At 36.6% G+C, this 19,518-nt stretch carries 24 protein-coding genes, 13 tRNA genes, 1 rRNA gene and 2 pseudogenes; 36 read left to right on the top strand and 4 right to left on the bottom strand.

Features of this window, described 5'->3' with window-relative positions; translation table 11 throughout:
• Nucleotides 1–122: 122 nt before the first annotated feature.
• From rrf to WKU33_RS17800, 35 genes and pseudogenes are all read left to right on the top strand, one after another.
• Nucleotides 123–238: ribosomal RNA gene (gene rrf / locus WKU33_RS17970) — 5S ribosomal RNA — on the top strand.
• 87 nt (nt 239–325) lie between these two features.
• Nucleotides 326–418: transfer RNA gene (locus WKU33_RS17965), tRNA-Ser, on the top strand.
• 18 nt (nt 419–436) lie between these two features.
• A tRNA-Glu gene (locus WKU33_RS17960) sits at nt 437–511 on the top strand.
• A gap of 70 nt (nt 512–581) precedes the next feature.
• Nucleotides 582–657: transfer RNA gene (locus tag WKU33_RS17955), tRNA-Val, on the top strand.
• A 173-nt stretch (nt 658–830) separates the two neighbouring features.
• Nucleotides 831–907 (top strand) — tRNA-Met (locus WKU33_RS17950).
• A 6-nt stretch (nt 908–913) separates the two neighbouring features.
• Nucleotides 914–990 (top strand) — tRNA-Asp (locus tag WKU33_RS17945).
• A gap of 22 nt (nt 991–1,012) precedes the next feature.
• Nucleotides 1,013–1,088 (top strand) — tRNA-Phe (locus tag WKU33_RS17940).
• 14 nt (nt 1,089–1,102) lie between these two features.
• Nucleotides 1,103–1,187 (top strand) — tRNA-Tyr (locus tag WKU33_RS17935).
• A gap of 8 nt (nt 1,188–1,195) precedes the next feature.
• Nucleotides 1,196–1,269: transfer RNA gene (locus WKU33_RS17930), tRNA-Trp, on the top strand.
• 20 nt (nt 1,270–1,289) lie between these two features.
• Nucleotides 1,290–1,365: transfer RNA gene (locus tag WKU33_RS17925), tRNA-His, on the top strand.
• Nucleotides 1,366–1,384: 19 nt separating this feature from the next.
• Nucleotides 1,385–1,456, top strand: a tRNA-Gln gene (locus tag WKU33_RS17920).
• Nucleotides 1,457–1,463: 7 nt separating this feature from the next.
• Nucleotides 1,464–1,538, top strand: a tRNA-Gly gene (locus tag WKU33_RS17915).
• Between the two features lie 11 nt (nt 1,539–1,549).
• Nucleotides 1,550–1,623, top strand: a tRNA-Cys gene (locus WKU33_RS17910).
• Between the two features lie 2 nt (nt 1,624–1,625).
• Nucleotides 1,626–1,709: transfer RNA gene (locus tag WKU33_RS17905), tRNA-Leu, on the top strand.
• Nucleotides 1,710–1,794: 85 nt separating this feature from the next.
• Entirely contained in the window at nt 1,795–2,289 is a 495-nt protein-coding gene (locus tag WKU33_RS17900) for a site-specific integrase (protein WP_340455925.1), read from the top strand.
• A 27-nt stretch (nt 2,290–2,316) separates the two neighbouring features.
• Nucleotides 2,317–2,748: a tyrosine-type recombinase/integrase gene (locus tag WKU33_RS17895; RefSeq protein WP_340455932.1), complete on the top strand. Its 432-nt coding sequence runs from the start codon at nt 2,317–2,319 to the stop codon at nt 2,746–2,748.
• A gap of 151 nt (nt 2,749–2,899) precedes the next feature.
• Nucleotides 2,900–3,220 (top strand): annotated as a pseudogene (locus tag WKU33_RS17890) (hypothetical protein); the annotation flags it as partial.
• 702 nt (nt 3,221–3,922) lie between these two features.
• A complete protein-coding gene (locus WKU33_RS17885; protein WP_340455930.1) occupies nt 3,923–4,285 on the top strand; it encodes a GNAT family N-acetyltransferase in 363 nt (120 codons plus the stop codon).
• A 134-nt stretch (nt 4,286–4,419) separates the two neighbouring features.
• Nucleotides 4,420–4,884, top strand: a complete 465-nt coding sequence (locus tag WKU33_RS17880; protein ID WP_340455922.1) for a GNAT family N-acetyltransferase — start codon at nt 4,420–4,422, stop codon at nt 4,882–4,884.
• Between the two features lie 75 nt (nt 4,885–4,959).
• Nucleotides 4,960–5,217: a hypothetical protein gene (locus tag WKU33_RS17875; protein ID WP_340455920.1), complete on the top strand. Its 258-nt coding sequence runs from the start codon at nt 4,960–4,962 to the stop codon at nt 5,215–5,217.
• A gap of 246 nt (nt 5,218–5,463) precedes the next feature.
• The gene (locus WKU33_RS17870) at nt 5,464–5,604 is read left to right on the top strand and encodes a hypothetical protein (RefSeq protein ID WP_340455918.1); all 141 of its coding nucleotides are present in this window, start codon (nt 5,464–5,466) and stop codon (nt 5,602–5,604) included.
• Between the two features lie 163 nt (nt 5,605–5,767).
• Nucleotides 5,768–6,556 carry an alpha/beta hydrolase family protein gene (locus WKU33_RS17865; RefSeq protein WP_340455916.1) on the top strand — a complete coding sequence of 263 codons (789 nt, stop codon included), beginning with the start codon at nt 5,768–5,770 and terminating at the stop codon, nt 6,554–6,556.
• 629 nt (nt 6,557–7,185) lie between these two features.
• Entirely contained in the window at nt 7,186–7,485 is a 300-nt protein-coding gene (locus tag WKU33_RS17860; protein ID WP_340455913.1) for a DUF2089 family protein, read from the top strand.
• Nucleotides 7,485–7,769 (top strand): hypothetical protein, encoded by a 285-nt coding sequence (locus tag WKU33_RS17855; protein ID WP_340455911.1) that lies wholly within the window; start codon nt 7,485–7,487, stop codon nt 7,767–7,769. Before WKU33_RS17860 ends, WKU33_RS17855 begins: the two co-directional genes overlap by 1 nt.
• A 25-nt stretch (nt 7,770–7,794) precedes the next feature.
• Nucleotides 7,795–8,493, top strand: coding sequence for an ABC transporter permease (locus WKU33_RS17850; RefSeq protein WP_340455909.1), 699 nt, complete (start codon nt 7,795–7,797; stop codon nt 8,491–8,493).
• Nucleotides 8,494–9,411 (top strand): ABC transporter ATP-binding protein, encoded by a 918-nt coding sequence (locus WKU33_RS17845; RefSeq protein WP_340455907.1) that lies wholly within the window; start codon nt 8,494–8,496, stop codon nt 9,409–9,411.
• A gap of 173 nt (nt 9,412–9,584) precedes the next feature.
• Nucleotides 9,585–9,821 (top strand): hypothetical protein, encoded by a 237-nt coding sequence (locus WKU33_RS17840; protein WP_340455905.1) that lies wholly within the window; start codon nt 9,585–9,587, stop codon nt 9,819–9,821.
• A 219-nt stretch (nt 9,822–10,040) separates the two neighbouring features.
• Nucleotides 10,041–10,241 carry a GNAT family N-acetyltransferase gene (locus WKU33_RS17835; protein WP_340455927.1) on the top strand — a complete coding sequence of 67 codons (201 nt, stop codon included), beginning with the start codon at nt 10,041–10,043 and terminating at the stop codon, nt 10,239–10,241.
• A gap of 16 nt (nt 10,242–10,257) precedes the next feature.
• Nucleotides 10,258–11,118 (top strand): ABC transporter permease subunit, encoded by an 861-nt coding sequence (locus WKU33_RS17830; protein ID WP_340455903.1) that lies wholly within the window; start codon nt 10,258–10,260, stop codon nt 11,116–11,118.
• A gap of 3 nt (nt 11,119–11,121) precedes the next feature.
• A complete protein-coding gene (locus tag WKU33_RS17825) occupies nt 11,122–12,102 on the top strand; it encodes an ABC transporter permease subunit (RefSeq protein ID WP_340455901.1) in 981 nt (326 codons plus the stop codon).
• 229 nt (nt 12,103–12,331) lie between these two features.
• Entirely contained in the window at nt 12,332–12,652 is a 321-nt protein-coding gene (locus tag WKU33_RS17820) for a hypothetical protein (protein WP_340455899.1), read from the top strand.
• Between the two features lie 121 nt (nt 12,653–12,773).
• Nucleotides 12,774–12,980 carry a hypothetical protein gene (locus tag WKU33_RS17815; RefSeq protein ID WP_340455897.1) on the top strand — a complete coding sequence of 69 codons (207 nt, stop codon included), beginning with the start codon at nt 12,774–12,776 and terminating at the stop codon, nt 12,978–12,980.
• Nucleotides 12,981–13,055: 75 nt separating this feature from the next.
• Entirely contained in the window at nt 13,056–13,196 is a 141-nt protein-coding gene (locus WKU33_RS17810; protein ID WP_340455894.1) for a helix-turn-helix domain-containing protein, read from the top strand.
• Nucleotides 13,177–13,296, top strand: a pseudogene (locus tag WKU33_RS17805) (helix-turn-helix domain-containing protein); the annotation flags it as partial. The gene WKU33_RS17810 and the pseudogene WKU33_RS17805, both read left to right, overlap by 20 nt.
• A 914-nt stretch (nt 13,297–14,210) precedes the next feature.
• Nucleotides 14,211–14,684, top strand: coding sequence for a hypothetical protein (locus WKU33_RS17800; protein ID WP_340455892.1), 474 nt, complete (start codon nt 14,211–14,213; stop codon nt 14,682–14,684).
• Nucleotides 14,685–14,804: 120 nt separating this feature from the next.
• On the opposite strand, the gene WKU33_RS17795 is transcribed toward WKU33_RS17800, so the two are convergent.
• Nucleotides 14,805–14,951: a hypothetical protein gene (locus WKU33_RS17795; protein WP_340455891.1), complete on the bottom strand. Its 147-nt coding sequence runs from the start codon at nt 14,949–14,951 to the stop codon at nt 14,805–14,807.
• A gap of 659 nt (nt 14,952–15,610) precedes the next feature.
• Between WKU33_RS17795 and WKU33_RS17790 the strand changes: the two genes are divergently transcribed.
• Nucleotides 15,611–16,219 (top strand): DUF2332 domain-containing protein, encoded by a 609-nt coding sequence (locus WKU33_RS17790; protein ID WP_340455889.1) that lies wholly within the window; start codon nt 15,611–15,613, stop codon nt 16,217–16,219.
• Between the two features lie 206 nt (nt 16,220–16,425).
• On the opposite strand, the gene WKU33_RS17785 is transcribed toward WKU33_RS17790, so the two are convergent.
• The 3 genes from WKU33_RS17785 to WKU33_RS17775 are packed head-to-tail and all read right to left on the bottom strand — an operon-like array spanning nt 16,426 to nt 19,289.
• Nucleotides 16,426–17,127, bottom strand: a complete 702-nt coding sequence (locus tag WKU33_RS17785) for a LutC/YkgG family protein (protein WP_340455887.1) — start codon at nt 17,125–17,127, stop codon at nt 16,426–16,428.
• Nucleotides 17,124–18,551 carry a LutB/LldF family L-lactate oxidation iron-sulfur protein gene (locus tag WKU33_RS17780; RefSeq protein ID WP_156857033.1) on the bottom strand — a complete coding sequence of 476 codons (1,428 nt, stop codon included), beginning with the start codon at nt 18,549–18,551 and terminating at the stop codon, nt 17,124–17,126. Before WKU33_RS17780 ends, WKU33_RS17785 begins: the two co-directional genes overlap by 4 nt.
• Nucleotides 18,552–18,569: 18 nt before the next feature.
• Nucleotides 18,570–19,289 carry a (Fe-S)-binding protein gene (locus WKU33_RS17775; protein WP_156857032.1) on the bottom strand — a complete coding sequence of 240 codons (720 nt, stop codon included), beginning with the start codon at nt 19,287–19,289 and terminating at the stop codon, nt 18,570–18,572.
• Nucleotides 19,290–19,518 lie beyond the last annotated feature (229 nt).

Here is a 19,518-nt window from a genome sequence, read left to right as displayed (position 1 = left end):
TAATTTTTACATAAAAGATAGTTTACACTTGATTTTTTCTATGAATCGGTTATAATAATGATTGTGACAAAAAAATAACTTGATTTTTACAAGAATTAACAATAAGTAGTTTTTTCACTAGGTCTGGTAATGAAGGCGGAGAGGTCACACCTGTTCCCATACCGAACACAGCAGTTAAGCTTTCCAGCGCCGATGGTAGTTGAGACTTTGTCTCTGCGAGAGTAGGACGTTGCCGGGCAATTAACCATAAAGTTAATTCTAATGAAAATATAAGCTTCTGAAAGTTAATTCAGGAAAGATTTCGACTGTATTACTTAAGCTCAATGGAGAGCTGTCCGAGTTGGTCGAAGGAGCACGATTGGAAATCGTGTAGGCCGCTATCGCGGTCTCGAGGGTTCGAATCCCTCGCTCTCCGCCATTATATTATTAGTTTAATGGCCCGTTGGTCAAGCGGTTAAGACACCGCCCTTTCACGGCGGTAACACGGGTTCGAATCCCGTACGGGTCACCATTCTTTAAGGAAGGCATGTTAAATACGCAACGTCCTGTTGCAACACATGCACTAGCACATCCTGTGCGTCGGAGGATTAGCTCAGTTGGGAGAGCACCTGCCTTACAAGCAGGGGGTCGCAGGTTCAAGTCCTGCATCCTCCACCATTATTTAAATATATTTTTACTATCGTGGGGTGGAGCAAAGCCGAAACACCATTGAGAAACATCTCTGAATAGGCTTTGTGAGGAGTGTAAGCTTCCCCGAATTATCCCGAAACACGACGAATTGTCCTTATTCTATTATTATGCATGAGCAAAACTTGCATATTTCTTATTACCGCGGGGTGGAGCAGTCCGGTAGCTCGTTGGGCTCATAACCCAAAGGTCGCAGGTTCAAATCCTGCCCCCGCAACCAAATTAAGGTCCGGTAGTTCAGTTGGTTAGAATGCCTGCCTGTCACGCAGGAGGTCGCGGGTTCGAGTCCCGTCCGGACCGCCACTATTTAGAAAAAAGTTATTACGGCTCGGTAGCTCAGTCGGTAGAGCAACGGACTGAAAATCCGTGTGTCGGCGGTTCGATTCCGTCCCGAGCCACCATTTGTATTATTGTTGGAGGGGTAGCGAAGTGGCTAAACGCGGCGGACTGTAAATCCGCTCCCTCAGGGTTCGGCAGTTCGAATCTGCCCCCCTCCACCATTTGATATAGGGGTATAGTTTAATGGTAAAACGAAGGTCTCCAAAACCTTTGATGTGGGTTCGATTCCTACTACCCCTGCCATTGTTTTTTTGATTTAAATGGCGGTCGTGGCGAAGTGGTTAACGCACCGGATTGTGGCTCCGGCACTCGTGGGTTCGACCCCCACCGGTCGCCCCATTTAATAGTTAGTTATTATTGGGCTATAGCCAAGCGGTAAGGCAACGGGTTTTGGTCCCGTCATTCCTAGGTTCGAATCCTAGTAGCCCAGTTATGATGCGGAAGTAGTTCAGTGGTAGAACACCACCTTGCCAAGGTGGGGGTCGCGGGTTCGAATCCCGTCTTCCGCTCCATTTTTTTATCTGGCGGTATAGCCAAGTGGTAAGGCAGAGGTCTGCAAAACCTTTACCACCGGTTCGAATCCGGTTACCGCCTCCAATGCCGGTGTGGCGGAATAGGCAGACGCGCAAGACTCAAAATCTTGTTCCTTCACGGGAGTGTCGGTTCGATCCCGACCACCGGTATCTACAGTATATTTTCCGTTTTCTTGTACGTAAGAGACTCGTAGTTCGCGAGACTTTAATCTTACGCAGGGAAGGCGGTGTTTTTGTGTCTAAAAGGCGAACGTTTTCTAACTTAGTAGACGTTAATGTTCGGGAATTGCAATATACAGATGAGAGTGATTTTGACGCCTACGTCGAGAAGTTCTTGACGCATTCCTCTGCAAAAAACCTATCGAAGGAAACGATTAAGTTCTACGATCAAAAGTTAGCGCTATGGAGAAATACGTTAGAAGAACTCGGAATAACTACGGATGTTACTCGCTGTGACAGGGAAGTCATCGAACGTTATGTCGACTATTTCGTTAATGAGCGAGGGTGGAAGTACGTTTCCGTCAAAACTTCGCTAAGGGCGGTCAAGGCTTTCTTTAACTTCCTTCGAAACATAGAGCGGGTTATTGACCGCCATGATTCGATGACTTCGTTATTTCGGGAACGGACAAGAGTGGAATTGAAACGTTTAGTCAGTCGCAAATTACTCGGTTGCTTTCCGAAGCGGACCCGAAACTATTTACGGGAGTACGTAACTATACGATCATGCTAACGTTCTTGGAGACGGGAGTTATGCGATATAGACATTCCTGACGTCAATTTTACCGATAGGGTTATAAAGATACTCGGAAAGAACGGAAGCTACCGGTACGTTCCTTTTCAAGCCAAATACGCGAAGGTACTACGGCAATATCTTAAGGTACGTGGTTCCTCGCCGGTAGACTCGTTGTTTATTACGCACGACGATACGAAGCTTTCCCGAAGGGCGGTTCAGCAGTTCCTTTCGAGATATGGCAAGAAGGCGAATATTACGGATAAGCGGGTCAGTCCGCACACCTTCCGACATACTTTCGCTAAGATGTACATTCAAAACGGAGGCGATCCTTTCAGCCTTCAACAAATACTTGGACATTCGACGATGGACATGGTTAAGGTGTACGTCAATATGTTCGGAAAAGAATTGGACGAGGCTCATCGGAAGTTTAGTCCGTTAAATAATTTATTCCGTTAAACTTAATAAACTCGACGTTCTTCCTTCGGGGAGGGCGTCTTTTTTTGCGTTAAAAGGATTCTGAATTATTTTATTTTAGGTAAAGACGGAAAAACTGCGGAATGGATTTCGATGTTGGAATTAGAAGGCACGGAAAGGAGGCGACGAGGATTTGAATAGTTTACTGCTGGATGATTACCCGTTAATCGTTCTTCCGACTTTGGCGAAGATTATAGGGTTAAACGAGGCTATCGTATTACAGCAGATTCACTTTTGGCTAGCGAAGAAGAAGAATTATGAAGACGGACGGTACTGGGTTTATAACACTTACGGAGGATGGGCGAAGCAATTTCCGTTTTGGAGCGAGACTACTATACGAAGGATTCTCGGAAGACTAGAAGAATCGGAATTAATTGTTACCGGAAATTACAATAAGATGGGCGCAGATAGAACGAAGTGGTATTCGATAAATTACGAAAAAGTTTCGGAAATAAGTCAAGCAAGTGTCAAGTCTGACTAGTCCATGTGTTCAACTCGAACAGTCCTTCTGCTTAGTTTGAACAGACCTATACCATAGACTAACGCATAGACTATCGACAAAGACTAATAAAGATTACGACGACTGAAAGGAGTCGAGTGTTTTAGTTATTAAAAGATTAAGAGATAAAGAACATTCACTCACTCGCAAGCTCGGGGAGGCAACACATTCGTTCTTGCACAGGCAATGAGGTTAAGTGGTTTCGATGAAATTATTAAAAAGTATTATAAGGATAAAAAAACATCATATATGGAGGGTACAGTGCTGGGGTTTGTATCCTTGGACCAACACTAAAAGGTATTCACTTTGCAGATGACCCGAATCATATGCAATTGGCCCCCATTATAAATCAGACCATCCAGAGTCTGGGGATATAGACAAATATATTGAATATATGATAAATAATAAAATACCTTTTAAAGTGCTAAAGGACGGAGAAGTAATTATAATTGATTGAACCTACTTAACGCTCTTCCGCTAAAGAGTGCTTTACCATAACAAGAAGACTGTCAACAGGCGATCTTTTTTTATTATAGGGAGCATGCCAATCGAATTCGAGATTTGGCAAATAACAAAGAATTAGCAAATATTTTAGACCTCCCGCATCCATACGAACTGAGATATGCTGAGGATTGGATTTCAATTCAATAAGAGCAAATTAAACAGGGTCTTGAATACCCTTTAGCCATAACACTTAAAGAATTAAACTTAGTAATTGGGACTGTTACCATAAGGATAGATAAAAGTAATAATAAGGGTGAGCTTGGTTATTGGATCGGTAAAGATTATTGGGGAAATGGGTTTGCAACGGAGACTGTAGATAAATTAATTGGATTTGGATTTAACCAATTGAAATTAAATAAAATATGGGCATCGGCTTTATCAAGAAATATAGGTTCAAAAGCTGTTGTAGAGAAAGCTGGACTTCAAATAGAAGGACAGTTAAGACAGAATAGACTTTTACATGGCGTGTATGAAGATATTGATGTTTATGGTATTTTACGAACGGAATACCGATAATATATCTGCAACTAACAGATGCGTTTTTAAATAAGAAATTTTACTTTTCCAAAAAAGAAGATTCAAATGCTTTCTTTTGTAGTATTATTAATAGAATAAGCTAAAACACAAAGACATAGCGAAAGGGGATAGTTATGACTTATAAGTTTGAAATTATGACGCAGGACCAAGCAAAGGACATTGCATATAATTGGCACTATGATGGTGAATATTCATTTTACGATATGGAAGCTGATAAAGAGGATTTAGAAGAATTTGTAAATCCAGAAACACGTGGGAATTCTGTGTATGCTGTTACTAATAACAGTGAATTAATCGGCTTTTTTAGTGTTAACAAAGTAGACGATAAAATTTCAGATATTGGTTTTGGAATGCGACCTGACCTTACTGGTAGAGGGAACGGATTGGAATTTATAAAAGAAGGTATGAAATTTGTGAAGAATGAATATAAACCTGAAAAAATAACACTATCCGTTGCTACTTTTAATCAAAGAGCCATAAAAGTGTATAGAAACTTTGGATTTAAAGATGTCAAAACTTTTAGGCAGGCTACCAACGGCGGTATCTTTGAATTCTTAAGAATGGAATATGAATGTTGAGTAAGATGGACCTGTTATCGTACCTTTCAGCAATATCATATTATAATATAACTAAATAATCTGGAGGTGGTTCAAATGAAATGGGAAGATGTACGCCAGGCATTTCCAGATACTTGGGTATTGATAGAAGCAACCCAAGCTTATACAAATGAACAAAGTGAACGAATTTTGGAAGAAATAGCGCCGTTAAATAAGTTTACCAGTTCTCCAGAGGCAATGAGGGCATATCAAGAATTTCATCATGAAAATCCGAATAAAGAATTATATGTTCTGCACACCAATCGTAAAGAACCCAGAATAACTGAAAAGAAGTGGTTAGGTGTCAGGAAGTAGTGAAAAAACTAAGAATAGATAATGATTTACTATTAGTAGACATGGAAATAGGATTTAATGGGGATTTTCTTCATCTCCAACGTGTATTAGTAGATACTGGATCTGGTAGCACCGTTTATATCAACGGATTTAGCTGAAACGATAGGCATTGTAGCTGAGGAAAATGATATGATATACTGTATTAGCGGAGTAGGCGGCTCTGAGTTTGTATATTCGAGGACTGTTGATTTAGTAAAAGTGGGAGAAATGCAAACAACAGATTTCACATTAGAAATTGGGGCTATGAATTACGGCTTTGATATAGATGGAATAATTGGATTGAGCTTATTAAGAATGTTAAAAGCAATTATTAATATAGACGACTTAAGTTTATATTCAAATAGATGATTGCAGGTATATGTGTAATTGCTATTTTAGAGTCATTTAAAGGTCTGTATAATCTTTTAATAAAAAACAAAAACGTAGCCTCAATAATTTTGTGCTACGTCTTTTTAGAAGGTTTACCGCTACCATAAAATTCAGATATTAACGTAAAGAAAGGAGATAATATATGATAGCTTATGTTAGAAATGGAGATATTCTTGGTGAACTCTATCTACCCGATACAACATTGAATAATAAAATAGGAATTGTGTGGTTACCGGGATTACCTAACAAACCGATTGCCCCTGAAATGGGAAAACCTTTATCGGATCTGGGCTTTACCGTGTTGCAGGCGCGCTATCCCGGAAACTGGCAAAGTTATGGAGATTTTGGTCCAGATTCTTCTGTAAAGGGTGCTTTAATGGGTCTTGAACTTTTAGCAAAAGGTAATACATTGGACTTGAATACTGAAAAAGAGATTTATTGGGATATTGACCATATTATTCTTATTGGAAATAGTTATGGTGGTGGTATAGCTGTTTCAGCATTAGGTTCCTCTAGTTTAGCATCTGGCGCAATAGCATTTTGTCCTTTACTAGAGCCAAGTCAACAGAATGCCGACCATTTAGTCCAAGAAGATGATCTTTCTACACTCTATCAATATTTAAAAAGATGCCACGAAAACGTGTATCGTAATTTAGACGAAAATGAGTGGAGAGATTATATTGAAGGTAGACATTCAGTTGATCCCTCAAGGTTTTTAACAAAGGTTAAAGAACGTCCTTTACTCTTAATCCACGGAAATGAAGACAGAAGCATTCGTTCGTATCATACTGAAAATTTTTATAATAAATTGAAAGAAAATGGAGCTAAACAAGTTGAGATTTTAATCAAAGAAAGTGTTGGTCACGGAAAAGACTTAAGAATATCAACTTGGAATAATTGGACCAAGTGGCTGACAGACTTATTCAGCTAATAGGTGTTTATCTGAATAAGATCCCCCGGAATTGAGCGTAATTGCGAGCGCGTGGACTTTTCAAATGCTTTGACGGAAGATGTTTTAGCGGTAAAAGGAGATTCTGCACTAGAAATTGTAACTGATAGATGACGAGATTCCAGTAGAGTCGAAGCAGCCGGAAAATCCTACAGCAGTTTATCATGAAGAAATGTTGAAGGTTGTGAACAATACAAGAGAGGATGCTGGGGAGAAGGCTTTTGAGTACGAATAACGGTCGAATGGTTTTGTAAAGTTCGGAGCAGATGACATGCAAAGCATAAGTATTTATCACATGTTAGTTCGATGCTTGGAAGGTGGTTCGCCATGGCAATATACAATATTTTATATACGCTAGCATGACAGTAACAACATACTACCATTTCATACATGAATAAATTGCCAAATACAGCTATGATGATTAAAGCGATATTAGATGACTATACCATATTTGATACTTAACCCTGTTTTCAAAAACAGGGTCTTTTTATGTGTTATTGTATAAATGTTTAATAATCATTTCAATAAATATTAAATATTATTAATAAATAACTTTACATTATTAATAAATATGTTAAACTGAATTTAAATATAAGGAGGTAAAGAAATATATGGATATTAAAAATGTTCCAGATTGGATTTTATCCTTAGAGGAAGAGGATGTGGAATTCATTATAAAATTTGTAATGAATTCGGGGTCTTTAAAAGAAATTGCAATAATTTATGAAGTCTCCTACCCAACGGTGAGGATGAAGTTGGATACATTAATTGAGAAAGTAAAATTGAATGAAGCTGCTGATAAAGAGGGATTTATAAAATTCATTAAAGAGCTTTCGGTTGATGACCGTATTAATTTGGAACAGGCAAAATCAATTATAGAAAAATATAAACAGGAAAGGGAGAGGATATAATGGGATGGTTTATTAATTTATTAATAGCAATTTCAATATTGGTTGTTCAGCACTTTTTATCAACAAGAAAGAAAGCATTCTGGGGTGGTGTGATGCCATTATGCTTTACCGTATTACTCGTTTATCTGAAGTTTTCAGGATTAGCAGATGACGAGAAAGATTTTTGGTTTATCGCAACGCTAGGAACAGTTATTTTACTTTCAATTTGGGCGGCAGGTAGAGAAACTTTTAAAAAAAGGAGAAGACAAGAATTGGATAAAATGAAATCCTATGACTTGAAATAAATATAAAATGGAGAGGAAGATAAATATGATCCATGTGTTAAAAAGGGAGTTTACTGATTCATTTAAAAGTATACGATCTATTCTAATCATATTATTTATTACGTTTGTTTCCTACCAATCAGCTGCGTTCATTGATAACAATCCTGGTTTAATTAATAAAATGATGGAAAGTGGCGGAGATGAAGGTTCTGCATATACATCGGCAATTGCAATGATTGTACTGGTGTTTGGTTTTTTATTTGTATTTGCAACATCCCATGACATAATTAATAAAGAAGTTGAGTTGAAGACAATGCGGTTGCTTGTGACGAAAGTTTCGAGGCTACAAATTATGTTAGGTAAGTTACTAGGAACGTTGTTATTTTGGATTGTCACAATTTCTATATCCTTCTGCATATTGTCTATGTTTGCCGATTCTTGGTTTCCGAAAGATTACTTTCAAACAGTTATATTTTTGTTTTATATTGTTAACCTTGTACTATTAATCTCCACTGCCATTCCAAAGACAAAACTAACAATGTTCTTGGGAATTATATTAGGTATCAGTTTACCAATTTTAGGACTAGCAGCAATAGTGTCTGATAAGTGGTACTTAGCACCATTCAAATATATCTTGCCATTTAAGTATTTAGATGGTTCCTTTGGTTTGATGTTCATTCCGCTGGCCATTGGTATTATTTACTTTCTAATATCTATTTTACTTTTGCAAAGGAAGGATTTATAAATGACAGAGATAATCGAGATAAGTCAATTGACAAAAAAATACGGAACAACTGACGTCTTAAAAGGCATTGATTTAACAATTCATCAGGGGGAGGTTTTTGGATTTGTCGGTCATAATGGATCTGGAAAATCAACTTTTATCCATACAATTACAGGTATTACTAACAAAAACTCAGGCTTTTTTAAAATAAAAGATATCCCTGATGCTCAGATTGATAAATCGAAAAAAATAATAGGCGTTATGCCAGATGTCTCTAATTTATATGAACATATGAGAGGGGTACACTTTTTACAATATATGGGGAAGTTGTCAGGAGACCGACGAAGCAAGAGAGATTATATAACTCTAATGAAAGAAGTAGGATTGGAAGGTGATGAAAAGAAAAGAATAAAATCTTACTCTTTTGGCATGAAAAAGAAAATATGCATAGCTCAAGCATTGCTTGGAAATCCTGACTTGATTATTCTAGATGAACCAACCTCTGGACTTGATCCGGAATCAGCAATTAAAATACGAAACATAGTAAAAAAATATCAGAAGCTTGGAAAGACTATTCTGCTCACTTCACATAATTTAGATGAAATTGATAAAGTGAGTGATAGGGTTGGTATTTTAAGCAATGGTGTCATAAAAAAACTAGGTACACCCCGACAACTAAAAGAAGAAACGGGTGTTGGTATTAATATCTCCGTTCGAACAAAACCCATTTTGCAGAGAAATGACATACAAATGCTCTCTAAGAAACTTGAAATGGTTGTGAACTTTGTGGAGAATAAGAAAGAATATACACTGTTACAAGTTGCTTCAGAAGAAGAAATCTTAACATTATCAAGAGAACTTATCGAATCTGGTGTTCAATTATATGAATTGAAAGTGGAACAATGTTCATTAGAGGAGGTCTTTATGAATACTAAATAATAGACTAGAAAGGACATTTTCATAAAAAAGTTATCTATTATGGAATTATAAGAATAGAAAGCATTAGAGCGTTAAGCGGTAAGTTTACAATAATATTAATAAGGATTATTTATTGGCTAGTAAATACTTGGTTAACTCTAAGTTGTTGGAGACACTGCGAGGGGGACTGGGTAATGAGAAAAATAGATAGGACTATACAAGTACTCTTAGTGATATTATTTTTTGCGATAATTATAGTTAGCAGCTATTCTACAACGGCAGTAAATGTAATAGGAGCAATAGGCATAGCGGTTTCTTTGTTATATATATTTCTCCACGGAAACTTAAACGGGATAATGTTCGTAAGTAAGGGTAACTGGCAAATGGATTCAACGGGTAAGGTGATTATTGCGAGTCCAACAATGAAATAATAAGTTTTAAAAAGGAGATCGATTTTTATTCTTATAAATTAGATTGTGGAAATCTTTACTTAAAGTACAGGGTGTAAGTGTTAAGTAAGGCGATGATAGAAATCGCCATTTTTTCTTTTGTGTTATTAAAGTATACTGGAGATAGAGTCGTTTAATTACCGGAACAGTAATGTTTAATCGTGTAAATTCAGCGAAAATATGAAAGAAAGGGATGATTGAATATGTTGCGAGCGATTAAAACTGAACGAGGTTTCTAAAAAAATGCTTGAATTTGGTTTTAATGAACTTAATCTAAATCGAATTTGGACACCAGTAATGAGTAAGAATAAAGCATCGGGTAAGGTAATGCAAAAAGTCGGGCTACGTTATGAAGGTACAATGAGTCTTTTATTGGTCCATTTTAAATATCATTGTGAATGATGAAAGAGGGCGAAAGATGAGTCTATACTACCGAATTTTATTAAAATTTGTTTTGACATTCATTGGAATTATTTTAATTTCGGCTCTTCCAGCTCTGTTTGATGGAATGAAATTAGATATATCTTCCTATCTCTCCGGAGTAGGGTCTATTGCTTCCAGTTTAGTTAATCCAAAAGCAATAACATATGAAAATTTCCAAACAACATATTTCCTATTCCCAGGGATTTGGCCACTATGGAGATATTCTATGATTCTTCTTTTTGTTTCCTTTTTTATCGCATTTACTTTTGCTCTTGGGTCAACTCTTATCACTATGATAGTTACGGAGAAAATACGTAAAATAATCAGAGCTATTCTTTTTATCGGAGAATCCATTCCAGATATATTTGTAATTGGTATTTCGATAATGACTGCAATTTTTATCCGCAAACACACAAACCTACCTTTTTTTAGTATTGCGTCTTTTGGTGATAATCAAATTTTTGTCATTCCAATTATCGTTCTTACCATTTTACCGACAATATTTTTCTATCGTATTATGATTTATGATTTTGAGGAAGAAATATCTCGACAGTATATCGATGTTGCAAAGTCTAAAGGATTGTCAACTTACTCCGTTTTGTTTTCCCATGTATTGCGAAATGCTGTTATCAATATTTTTCTACAATCTAAATCTATAATCTGGTTTATGCTATCTAACCTACTTATGATTGAATATGCATTCAATATAGATGGTTTAATGCGGTTTATGCTTATGCATGGTTCGGTGCAGATATTGGCAATAGGACTGTTAATCATGTTTATTCCTATTTATATGATGCAGGCGTCTATACAGATTGTGATTGAAAAGATAACAGGTAAACAAGTGGAGGTTTAAGTTATGATTACAGGAATTATGATTAAAAGATTATTCAAGCATCCGCTTTTTTTATCTGGTTTTATATTTTTATTTTTATTACTAGCATCTAGTATTATGCACACCGTATTTTTTCAAGGAAAGATACCAGCTACTGATTTCTTAAGAAATAGTGAAGGGAGCATAACTGCAGCTGCTCCATTTAACCCCCTCGAGGTACCTCCACTTGGTACAGACGAGGTAGGAAGACATATTTTTGTTTTATTAATACAAGGTGCAAAATATACAATTGGTATTTCTATACTTGTGGCTGGTTTGCGGGTGATGATTTCAGCTATCATTGGTCTGTTTTTCGAAAATTACTTTTCAAAACTCAATCGGTACATAAGCGGCTTAGTAAATGGATTTTATTTTATTCCAGCTGCACTTATTTGTTATATTCTTTTGGTTGATGTACTTTTTACTCCACACGGCGAAGTAGATGGATATAGTATATTACAAAAAATGATTTTCCAATTTTTCGTATTAACCATTGTAGCAATACCGACTTTGTCCTTGTTGATAGGAAATCAACTCAACCACTTTTATAAACATGAATTTATTACATCTGCAAAAACACTTGGAGGGAGCAAGTTACATATACTTCATAAGCATGTGCTACCATATATGATTCCCCTTTTACTCATTCAGTTTATACAGGAAATAATCAAGGTATTGATTTTATTGATTCACCTTGGATTTTTTCATTTATTATTTGGCGGAACAATAGAACAACAACTTGATGACACCCAAGATGCATATATTTCTGTATCTAGTGAATGGTCCGGCATGGTTGGTAATGGATTCAACCACTTAAGCGGTTGGTCTTGGATGTTTTTTAGTGTGGTTATTTCCTTTACATTTGTCATTCTTGCATTAAAGTTAATGACTAAAGGAATAGAAGATGTTTTTCTCGAGGATAGATTTATGACTGGAAAAACCATTAAACAACACAAAAGAATATAATCTCTGTTCAAAAACAAAAAGATTTAGCATTTAATTTTTTACGTGATCTTACGGAAATTGATTTTACGCCAATTATTAATAGAATAAGAATACCATAGAGTAAGTTGTTGGAGGATCTGTTACCATTTAAATATCACAGAAAATTCGCGGAATAGGGGAAGTTGGGGCTTCTTCATTAATTCTTCTGAATAGCAATGCCCGCGAGAAAGTGAAAGATACCTCTAAGAACGTGAAGAATACTGTAAACAAATATGCTACTACAATTAAAGAAGACCCAAGTGGTACGAAGGATGCTATTATCAATCGTATTCAGAATGCAACAGATATTTCTAAAGAGGCAATCCATAAAATACAGGAAATCTTGGATACGCAAGTTAACGACATTAAAGATACAACTAAAAATGTAGTTGAGGAATCAAAAGATGTAGTCTCTTCCGTTAAAAACGCAAAAGGTGAATTAGTCGATGTGAAAGATAGCGCAGTAGAGGCAAAGGATGAGCTACTATCTGCTAAAGACGACGTAAAGTCAAAGGTTGAGTCCAATAGCTAGGCGACACCAAATTCAACTAAAGGCTAAGCAATTACAAAGATACATCTTAATATCTTGAAGTACGATGCATATTTTTCAGCCGCTTCCGCCATTCTAATACTGAATGAAAGGTGGAGAGGCAATGTCAAGAAGAAATCGACAGGATATAGAGTCGAGTCCGCATCCTGATGGGTTGCGTGAGGGTGTTATGAATGATCCGGTCGGGGTGAAGCATGGTGTTTATTTAGATAACGATGCCATTCATCCTGAGGAAATAGCCGCGATTCGAAAGCAAAGTATCAAGACGATGGAAACAAATACAAAACAAGAGAAAAAGAAAGCCCCCTGATTTCGTAATATGCTCTCAATATAGTAGACAGAGAAATAATAAAAATTCTCTACTACTATATTGGGGGCATTTTCTATGTCTAAAAGAAGAAGTAAGCATACGTTACAAGAAAGAATTGATGCAATATTACGAGTGATTAAGAGTGGGACGTCTGTAAGTACAATTGCCAAAGAATATTCTGTTGACCGCACTACGATCTTATCAACAAGTGTATAGCTGGGTACGAAAATATGAAAAAGATGGGGAACAAGGTCTCCAAGATCGTCGTGGAAAAACTCTCGAGTCCAAGCATAGTCTTACCGAAGAAGAGAAATTACTTACTGCGTGCCTCTGCGGAGTAAATTAGTGGGACATTAAAAAACAAAAGTGTAGATTTTATCATTGGTATTTATAATCGAGGGATAATACTTAGAAGTTAAATAAACGAAAGACATGGGCCGAAGTAAAATCGAGTCCATGTCTTTTCACCTAGTGGTAAGAACGTCCGCAACTCCTGGTAAATTCCTTCGCAAAGTGTGGTAAAAATAACCGCAAGCCTGGTAAAAATCGTCCGCAATACTCACTTTAATTAGTGAACAACCCTAAATGAACATTTTTGTTATTGACATTATAACATTTCTGTTCGTTCATTTAAAGTACACCTTAATTAAACATTTGGAGAAATACTCTAAAATTAACCTATTTACTCAATTTATTAAACCTTTTCCATTTCCACGTTTAAGGATGGAAAAAATGTGGAACTAGTACTATAAGAGATATCTCTAAATAAATTATCTTTGGAGTATCGACAACAGATTTTCTATCAAATTCGTTATAAGTGGTTTAGATTACCTTACAATAGGAAAAAGCCATAGTAACTATGGCTATTGTTTCAAATTTTGTATTATTTAACAAAATAAATCTTTGTTAAATAATTTCGTATATGATTATACAAGAAAATAAAAACAACATACAAGAAACAGCACTATCCCTAAGATTATCGCAATAGTATCAGTTTTATTTTTTCTTCTAAGTATACCTATATACGAAATCATAAGCGATGTAAGTGAAAGTGATAAAAATAAATAATTTTCTGGTTTAACAATTGCTATAACTCCAACGATTAACACTAATAAAGGAACAATTATTTTGAGTTGTATTTTTTTCATAAACTGGAAACCCCTTCCTATCTGGATATAAATGTTTTTACCCTGATATTGTACTATAAAAACATGCAAAGGAGGTGAAATCATGAAACTATTAAAAAGAAAGACTTTAATAATAGGCATGGTAGCATTATTAATGGTTAGTTTCCTATCCCTAGCTCCGGTCAATTTAATACAGAACGGCAACAGCCTTCAATTAGTTGCCAACAAAACTGAGGCTGCTGATGAATGGGTATACGTGGATACAGCCTATAAAAGTACAACATTTAATGATGTCGCAAGTCAAGCTACAATTGCCTTTCTTGGATCGTTATTAGCTATCGCAGCACCATACACCTCTCCACTTTCATCTTTTGTAACAGTAATCGTAACCGCCAATATGAAAACAGTTTATTTTAAAGACGTACAATACGTGCGAATGGCAGGTACTTCTTATCAAACTAGACACGTAATAACCTTATATTCTGATCCATTGCACAGAAACAAGAGAGGCGAAACAGTTACTATCATAACCAACGATACTGGCGGACCTAAAAGCATAAATCCTGAAACAGAATAATTAATAATTTTAAAAAAGAGTGGTTTCACGCTACTCTTTTTTATTTTTCCAACTCATCAATTGTAGAATTCTACCATTAGAGTAGTCATACTAATGGTAGAATTCATAACCTCCTATGATTCATTTTTCTTCATAATATCTATCAAAAGCCTCGTTTATAATGTCTCGCATTTCTCGACCTTCTTTTGCAGCAACAATTTTTAATTTACGGTGTCTATCTGCCGATATTTTAACGGATTTATCTGGTTCTTTCTTATTCTCTTCCATATCCCTAACCTCTTTCTAATCAGTAATATTTATATTATATTTCTAATCCCGGTTTTCGAGTTGTTTTTGTGTATTATCCATCGCATATTGCTAAAAATAACCTCAATAAATTCAGTTGTTAATTAAAATCAAGTTTAATCATTTATAAGGAAATCGCACCGTTTTTAAAGATTTATGAAAACTGGGGAATACCTTAAGTTCGCTTTATGTTTTATTCGGAATGTTCCATGTCTTCTCCATCTTTTGTTCTTAAAATAACTTAAACTTTACTCTTTTCTGTATCTGAATCTTGCGTTTATTATAATGTTTATCAGTCAACTAGTCAATTAGTAACCTTGAAGTTATCCGCGTTCTTCATAGCGCTAGAGATTTCCCAGAATTAAATGAATGACATCATGACTGTCAGAAACGGTTATGATGTTATTTTGTTTTTATGTCAAGGATTACACTTCAACTAACTGGTGCTTTACCACAACAAGAAGATTGTCAACAGGCGATCTTTTTTTGTTATAGGGGAGGATACTTGAAGAACAGAGATAGAAGAAGTAAATACTTCTACCGTTAATTTTTAGTCTAGTTCCGGTAATTCAAATAATTGGAAGGTTTTCTCTAAGTGACTATCGAATACTGTAATAGATAATATAAAAGGAGGGGTTTATTTGTTTGAAAAAGATGTTTTGTCTCGAAATTTTTTGGCTTTTGCTGAAAAGGAGTGCAAGGGTTCTAGCTTATTATATGAACATTTGTCCATCAAAATTGCTACGGATGATCATCTTCTTGAAATATGCAGTAATGCACGAGAAGAACAACCTATTCCAAACCTCTTATTTGGTGCAGTACACTATCTCTTACTAAAAGGAAAGGAACACCCATTAAAAGAGTATTTTCCGAGTATCGTAGGTAATCTAAAATCATATAAGAAATCATTTGAGTTATTTAAGGATTTTTGCTTTAAATATCGAAAAGCAATTGAGTCAATTCTTAAAACTAGGCTCGTACAAACGAATGAAGTCAGGAGATGTGCATATCTTTATCCTGCTTTTTGTATGATTTACGAGAAAGCAAGGAAACCACTAGCACTTATCGAAATTGGAACAAGTGCGGGATTACAGCTTCTTTGGGATAAATATTCATATTCATATGGTAAGGAAAGAGATGTATTCCATATTTATAATAACATTCAAGATAGATACTTACATCTAGATTATTATTTGGATGGTATGGAGAGTCACAATACTATTGCAGAAACCGATGGACACGGTAGATGATTTGAATGGTTAGTAAAAAGTGAAATCTAGTAGAAGTCAAAATGCCAATTATGATCGCTTTACTATACAACCAAGAACAAGCGTCGTAACTTACCGCGAGTTGAAGGTTGGATTTAAATTACTAATCCTACCGCCAGAAGGACGCTTGTTCAATAAAACAAAGCCAGAATGGGTGCGAGTTAAAATCAAAACTTCCATCCTGAAATCTAGTCAACAACTATATAAGTTGCGTGAATCGGGCCATGGACGCCAACAATCAGATTCATTTCAATATCTGCACTATTACTAGGACCGGAAATGAAACTGACACAAGATGCAACATCTTCGCCCTTTGCAATTGCTTCATGAATTTGCTGTGTTGCTTGTGTCATGCGAGGGACAATTGTTTCCCTTGGGATAATCGCGATATAGGAATGGGGTAACAGGCTAATCGTGCGCCCGTGATCTTTATGATGGAATAATGTCACCGTAGCAGATTCAGCTAGTGTAATATCACTAAACGTAATACCAATATCTGCTCTTTCAGCAAAAATTTGATTTTCCTTTTGCCTTTTATAATCCCATATATGAGTTTCTATATTTTGTTCGATTTCATGAAATAGATTGGCTAATCCATATTCCTCATTTCTTGGATCATTAGGGACTATTATTGATTTCCCATTATAAGCCTCAATCGTTTCCTTAAGAACCCGCTCTAACCCATTTTTATCTGTCCGTTTAAAAACAGTATGAATGATTTTACATTGTTTTTCTAGTACATCTATTAAATTCTCCTGCGTCTGTCCTTTTAATACTTCAAGCTGAGGATTGACACTCCATTTTGGCCGTTCGACTCCTTCTGTACGGCGTGGACGGCCAAGACTCGCAGCTATACGATTTAAAAATTGATCCCTGTTTTGAATCGTCATTTTGCTTCTCCACTCTTTTCTCTCTCTTTATACCACGATCGGAATGATTGTTTACTTGGTGCAGGGAAATTACGTGAAGTTGTCCAATCTTTTAATGGTCCTGGTCCATTTTCAATTGTGTCATCTTTTGTCCAAGGCTTCATTGCAAGGCGTGCCATTTTTGTACTCAACTTATATGCAGCGGGACTTGAAGACCATTTGGCATAGCCCTTCATCATCATCTTTTCTGCTGTCGGTGCTTTTTTTTCTTTTTCTACAATAATTTGACGGTGTTTGATCAGCATGTCATGTAGTGGAATTTTAACAGGGCATGCTTCCGTACAAGCCCCGCATAACGATGAAGCATAAGGTAATTCTGTGTGATCTTGATAGCCATCGAGTAATGGTGTAAGTACTGCACCAATCGGACCGGGGTAAATGGAATTGTAAGCATGCCCGCCAATATGGCGATACACGGGGCAAACATTGATACAGGCAGCACAGCGAATACAATGAAGTGCGGCTTGAAATTCTGTTCCTAAAATCTTCGAACGGCTATTATCCACAATGACAAGATGGTAATCATCTGGACCATCCATTTCATCTTCCAAGCGCGGTCCGGTGTAAGCCGTTATATAGCTTGTTAATTTTTGACCAACTGCTGATCTTGTCAATAAACCAACAAGGATTTCCATCTCCTCCCAAGTTGGTACAATTCTTTCCATACCCATTACAGTAACAAGTGTATCGGGGAGAGTTGTTGCCATTTCTGCATTCCCTTCGTTCGTTACGAGTGTAATGGTACCGGACTCTGCAATCGCAAAGTTACAACCTGTAATTCCAACATCAGCGGATAAAAACTCCTTTCGTAACTGGTCACGTGCGAATGATGCAAGTTCTTCGGGTTTATCCGAGTTGGTGTAGCCTCTTTTTTCCGCAAATGTTTCGCGAATTTGCTCTTTATTTTTATGGAGTGCTGGTGTGACAATATGGGATGGTGGATCTTCATCTAATTGCAAAATCCATTCACCAAGGTCTGATTCTACTACTTCCACACCACCTAGTTCCAATGCATGGTTTAAACCAATTTCTTCGGTAACCATTGATTTTGACTTGACTACCTTTTTGGCTTCTTTATTCTTTATTACGTTTTGAATATATTCGGTTGCTTCTTCAGCGGTGGATGCAAAGAAGACATTACCACCTCTTCTAGAAACTTGATCACTTAACTGCTGCAAATAATAATCAAGGTTTTCCACTGTGTGCTTGCGGATTTCTTCTCCCAATTGACGCCAATCTTCCCAGTTTCCAAGTTCTTCTGCCTGCGTAAGTTTTCCCGTTCTGAAACGTCCCTGTGCAGAGGAGACAGCCTGGCGCATAAAATCATTTTCAATTCCCTTTTGAACACGTTCTTGATACGAAGATTCATTAATTTGTATGCTCATGAATAGACCTCCTTTTACTCAGTCGGTTGTATTTAAAATCTCTGTTATGTGCACCACTTCTACTTTTTTTCCTTCTCGTTGCATTCTACCGCCAATATTCATCAGACAGCCCATATCCCCGCCAACAAGATAATCTGCCTTTGTTTCTGTCACATGTTGTGATTTTTCTTTTACCATTTCTTCTGAGATAGCAGCATTTTTAACGGAAAATGTGCCACCGAAACCACAGCAATCTTCTTTTACCGGCAACTCGATAAACTCGATTCCTTCAATTTGTTCTAATAATAGAATAGGTGCATCGTTAACTCCTAAAATCCGTGTCATGTGACAAGATGGATGATAGGTAATCCTGCCATTAAACGTAGAACCGACATCAACAATCCCCAGTACATCGACTAGAAATTGTGTTAATTCGTATGATTTTTCAGCTAATTCCTTCGCGCCTTCTTCCCATTCTTTGTCACCCTTAAATAGATTAGGGTATTCCTTGAGCATACCAACGCAGGAGCCTGATGGGCCAACTACATAATCCGAATCTTTGAACGCGCGTATCATCTGTTTCATTGGTTGTTTTGCTTCCTTAACATAACCACTATTGTATGCTGGTTGACCGCAGCAGGTTTGTAATTCCGGAAAGTCAACATCACAGCCAACCCGTTCTAGTATTTCAACCGTATCTTTCCCGACATTTGCCGAGAAAATATCACATAGACATGTAATAAACAATGAAACTTTCACTAGGTTCACTTCCCTCTATTAAAAAATCGCAGTTAAACAAATATAATAACCTACTATAATAGTAGTTCGACCAGCCATGGAGCTATCACAGAAATAGCTACCGCACTAACGACCAGAAGCGGGGGTATTACAGACCGTTAATACGTGATAAATGATAGAACCGAAAAGTACGCCTCCAAATCCAGCAATTACCACAAAAACACCGTATAAAAAATAATATGAAAAATGA

The sequence above is a fragment of the Oceanobacillus sp. HCA-5259 genome, assembly GCF_037892815.1.
Classification (GTDB): Bacteria; Bacillota; Bacilli; order Bacillales; family Amphibacillaceae; genus Oceanobacillus; species Oceanobacillus indicireducens.
The sequence above is the reverse complement of the archived record's forward strand: the minus strand, read 5'-3'. Positions and strand labels throughout refer to the sequence as shown.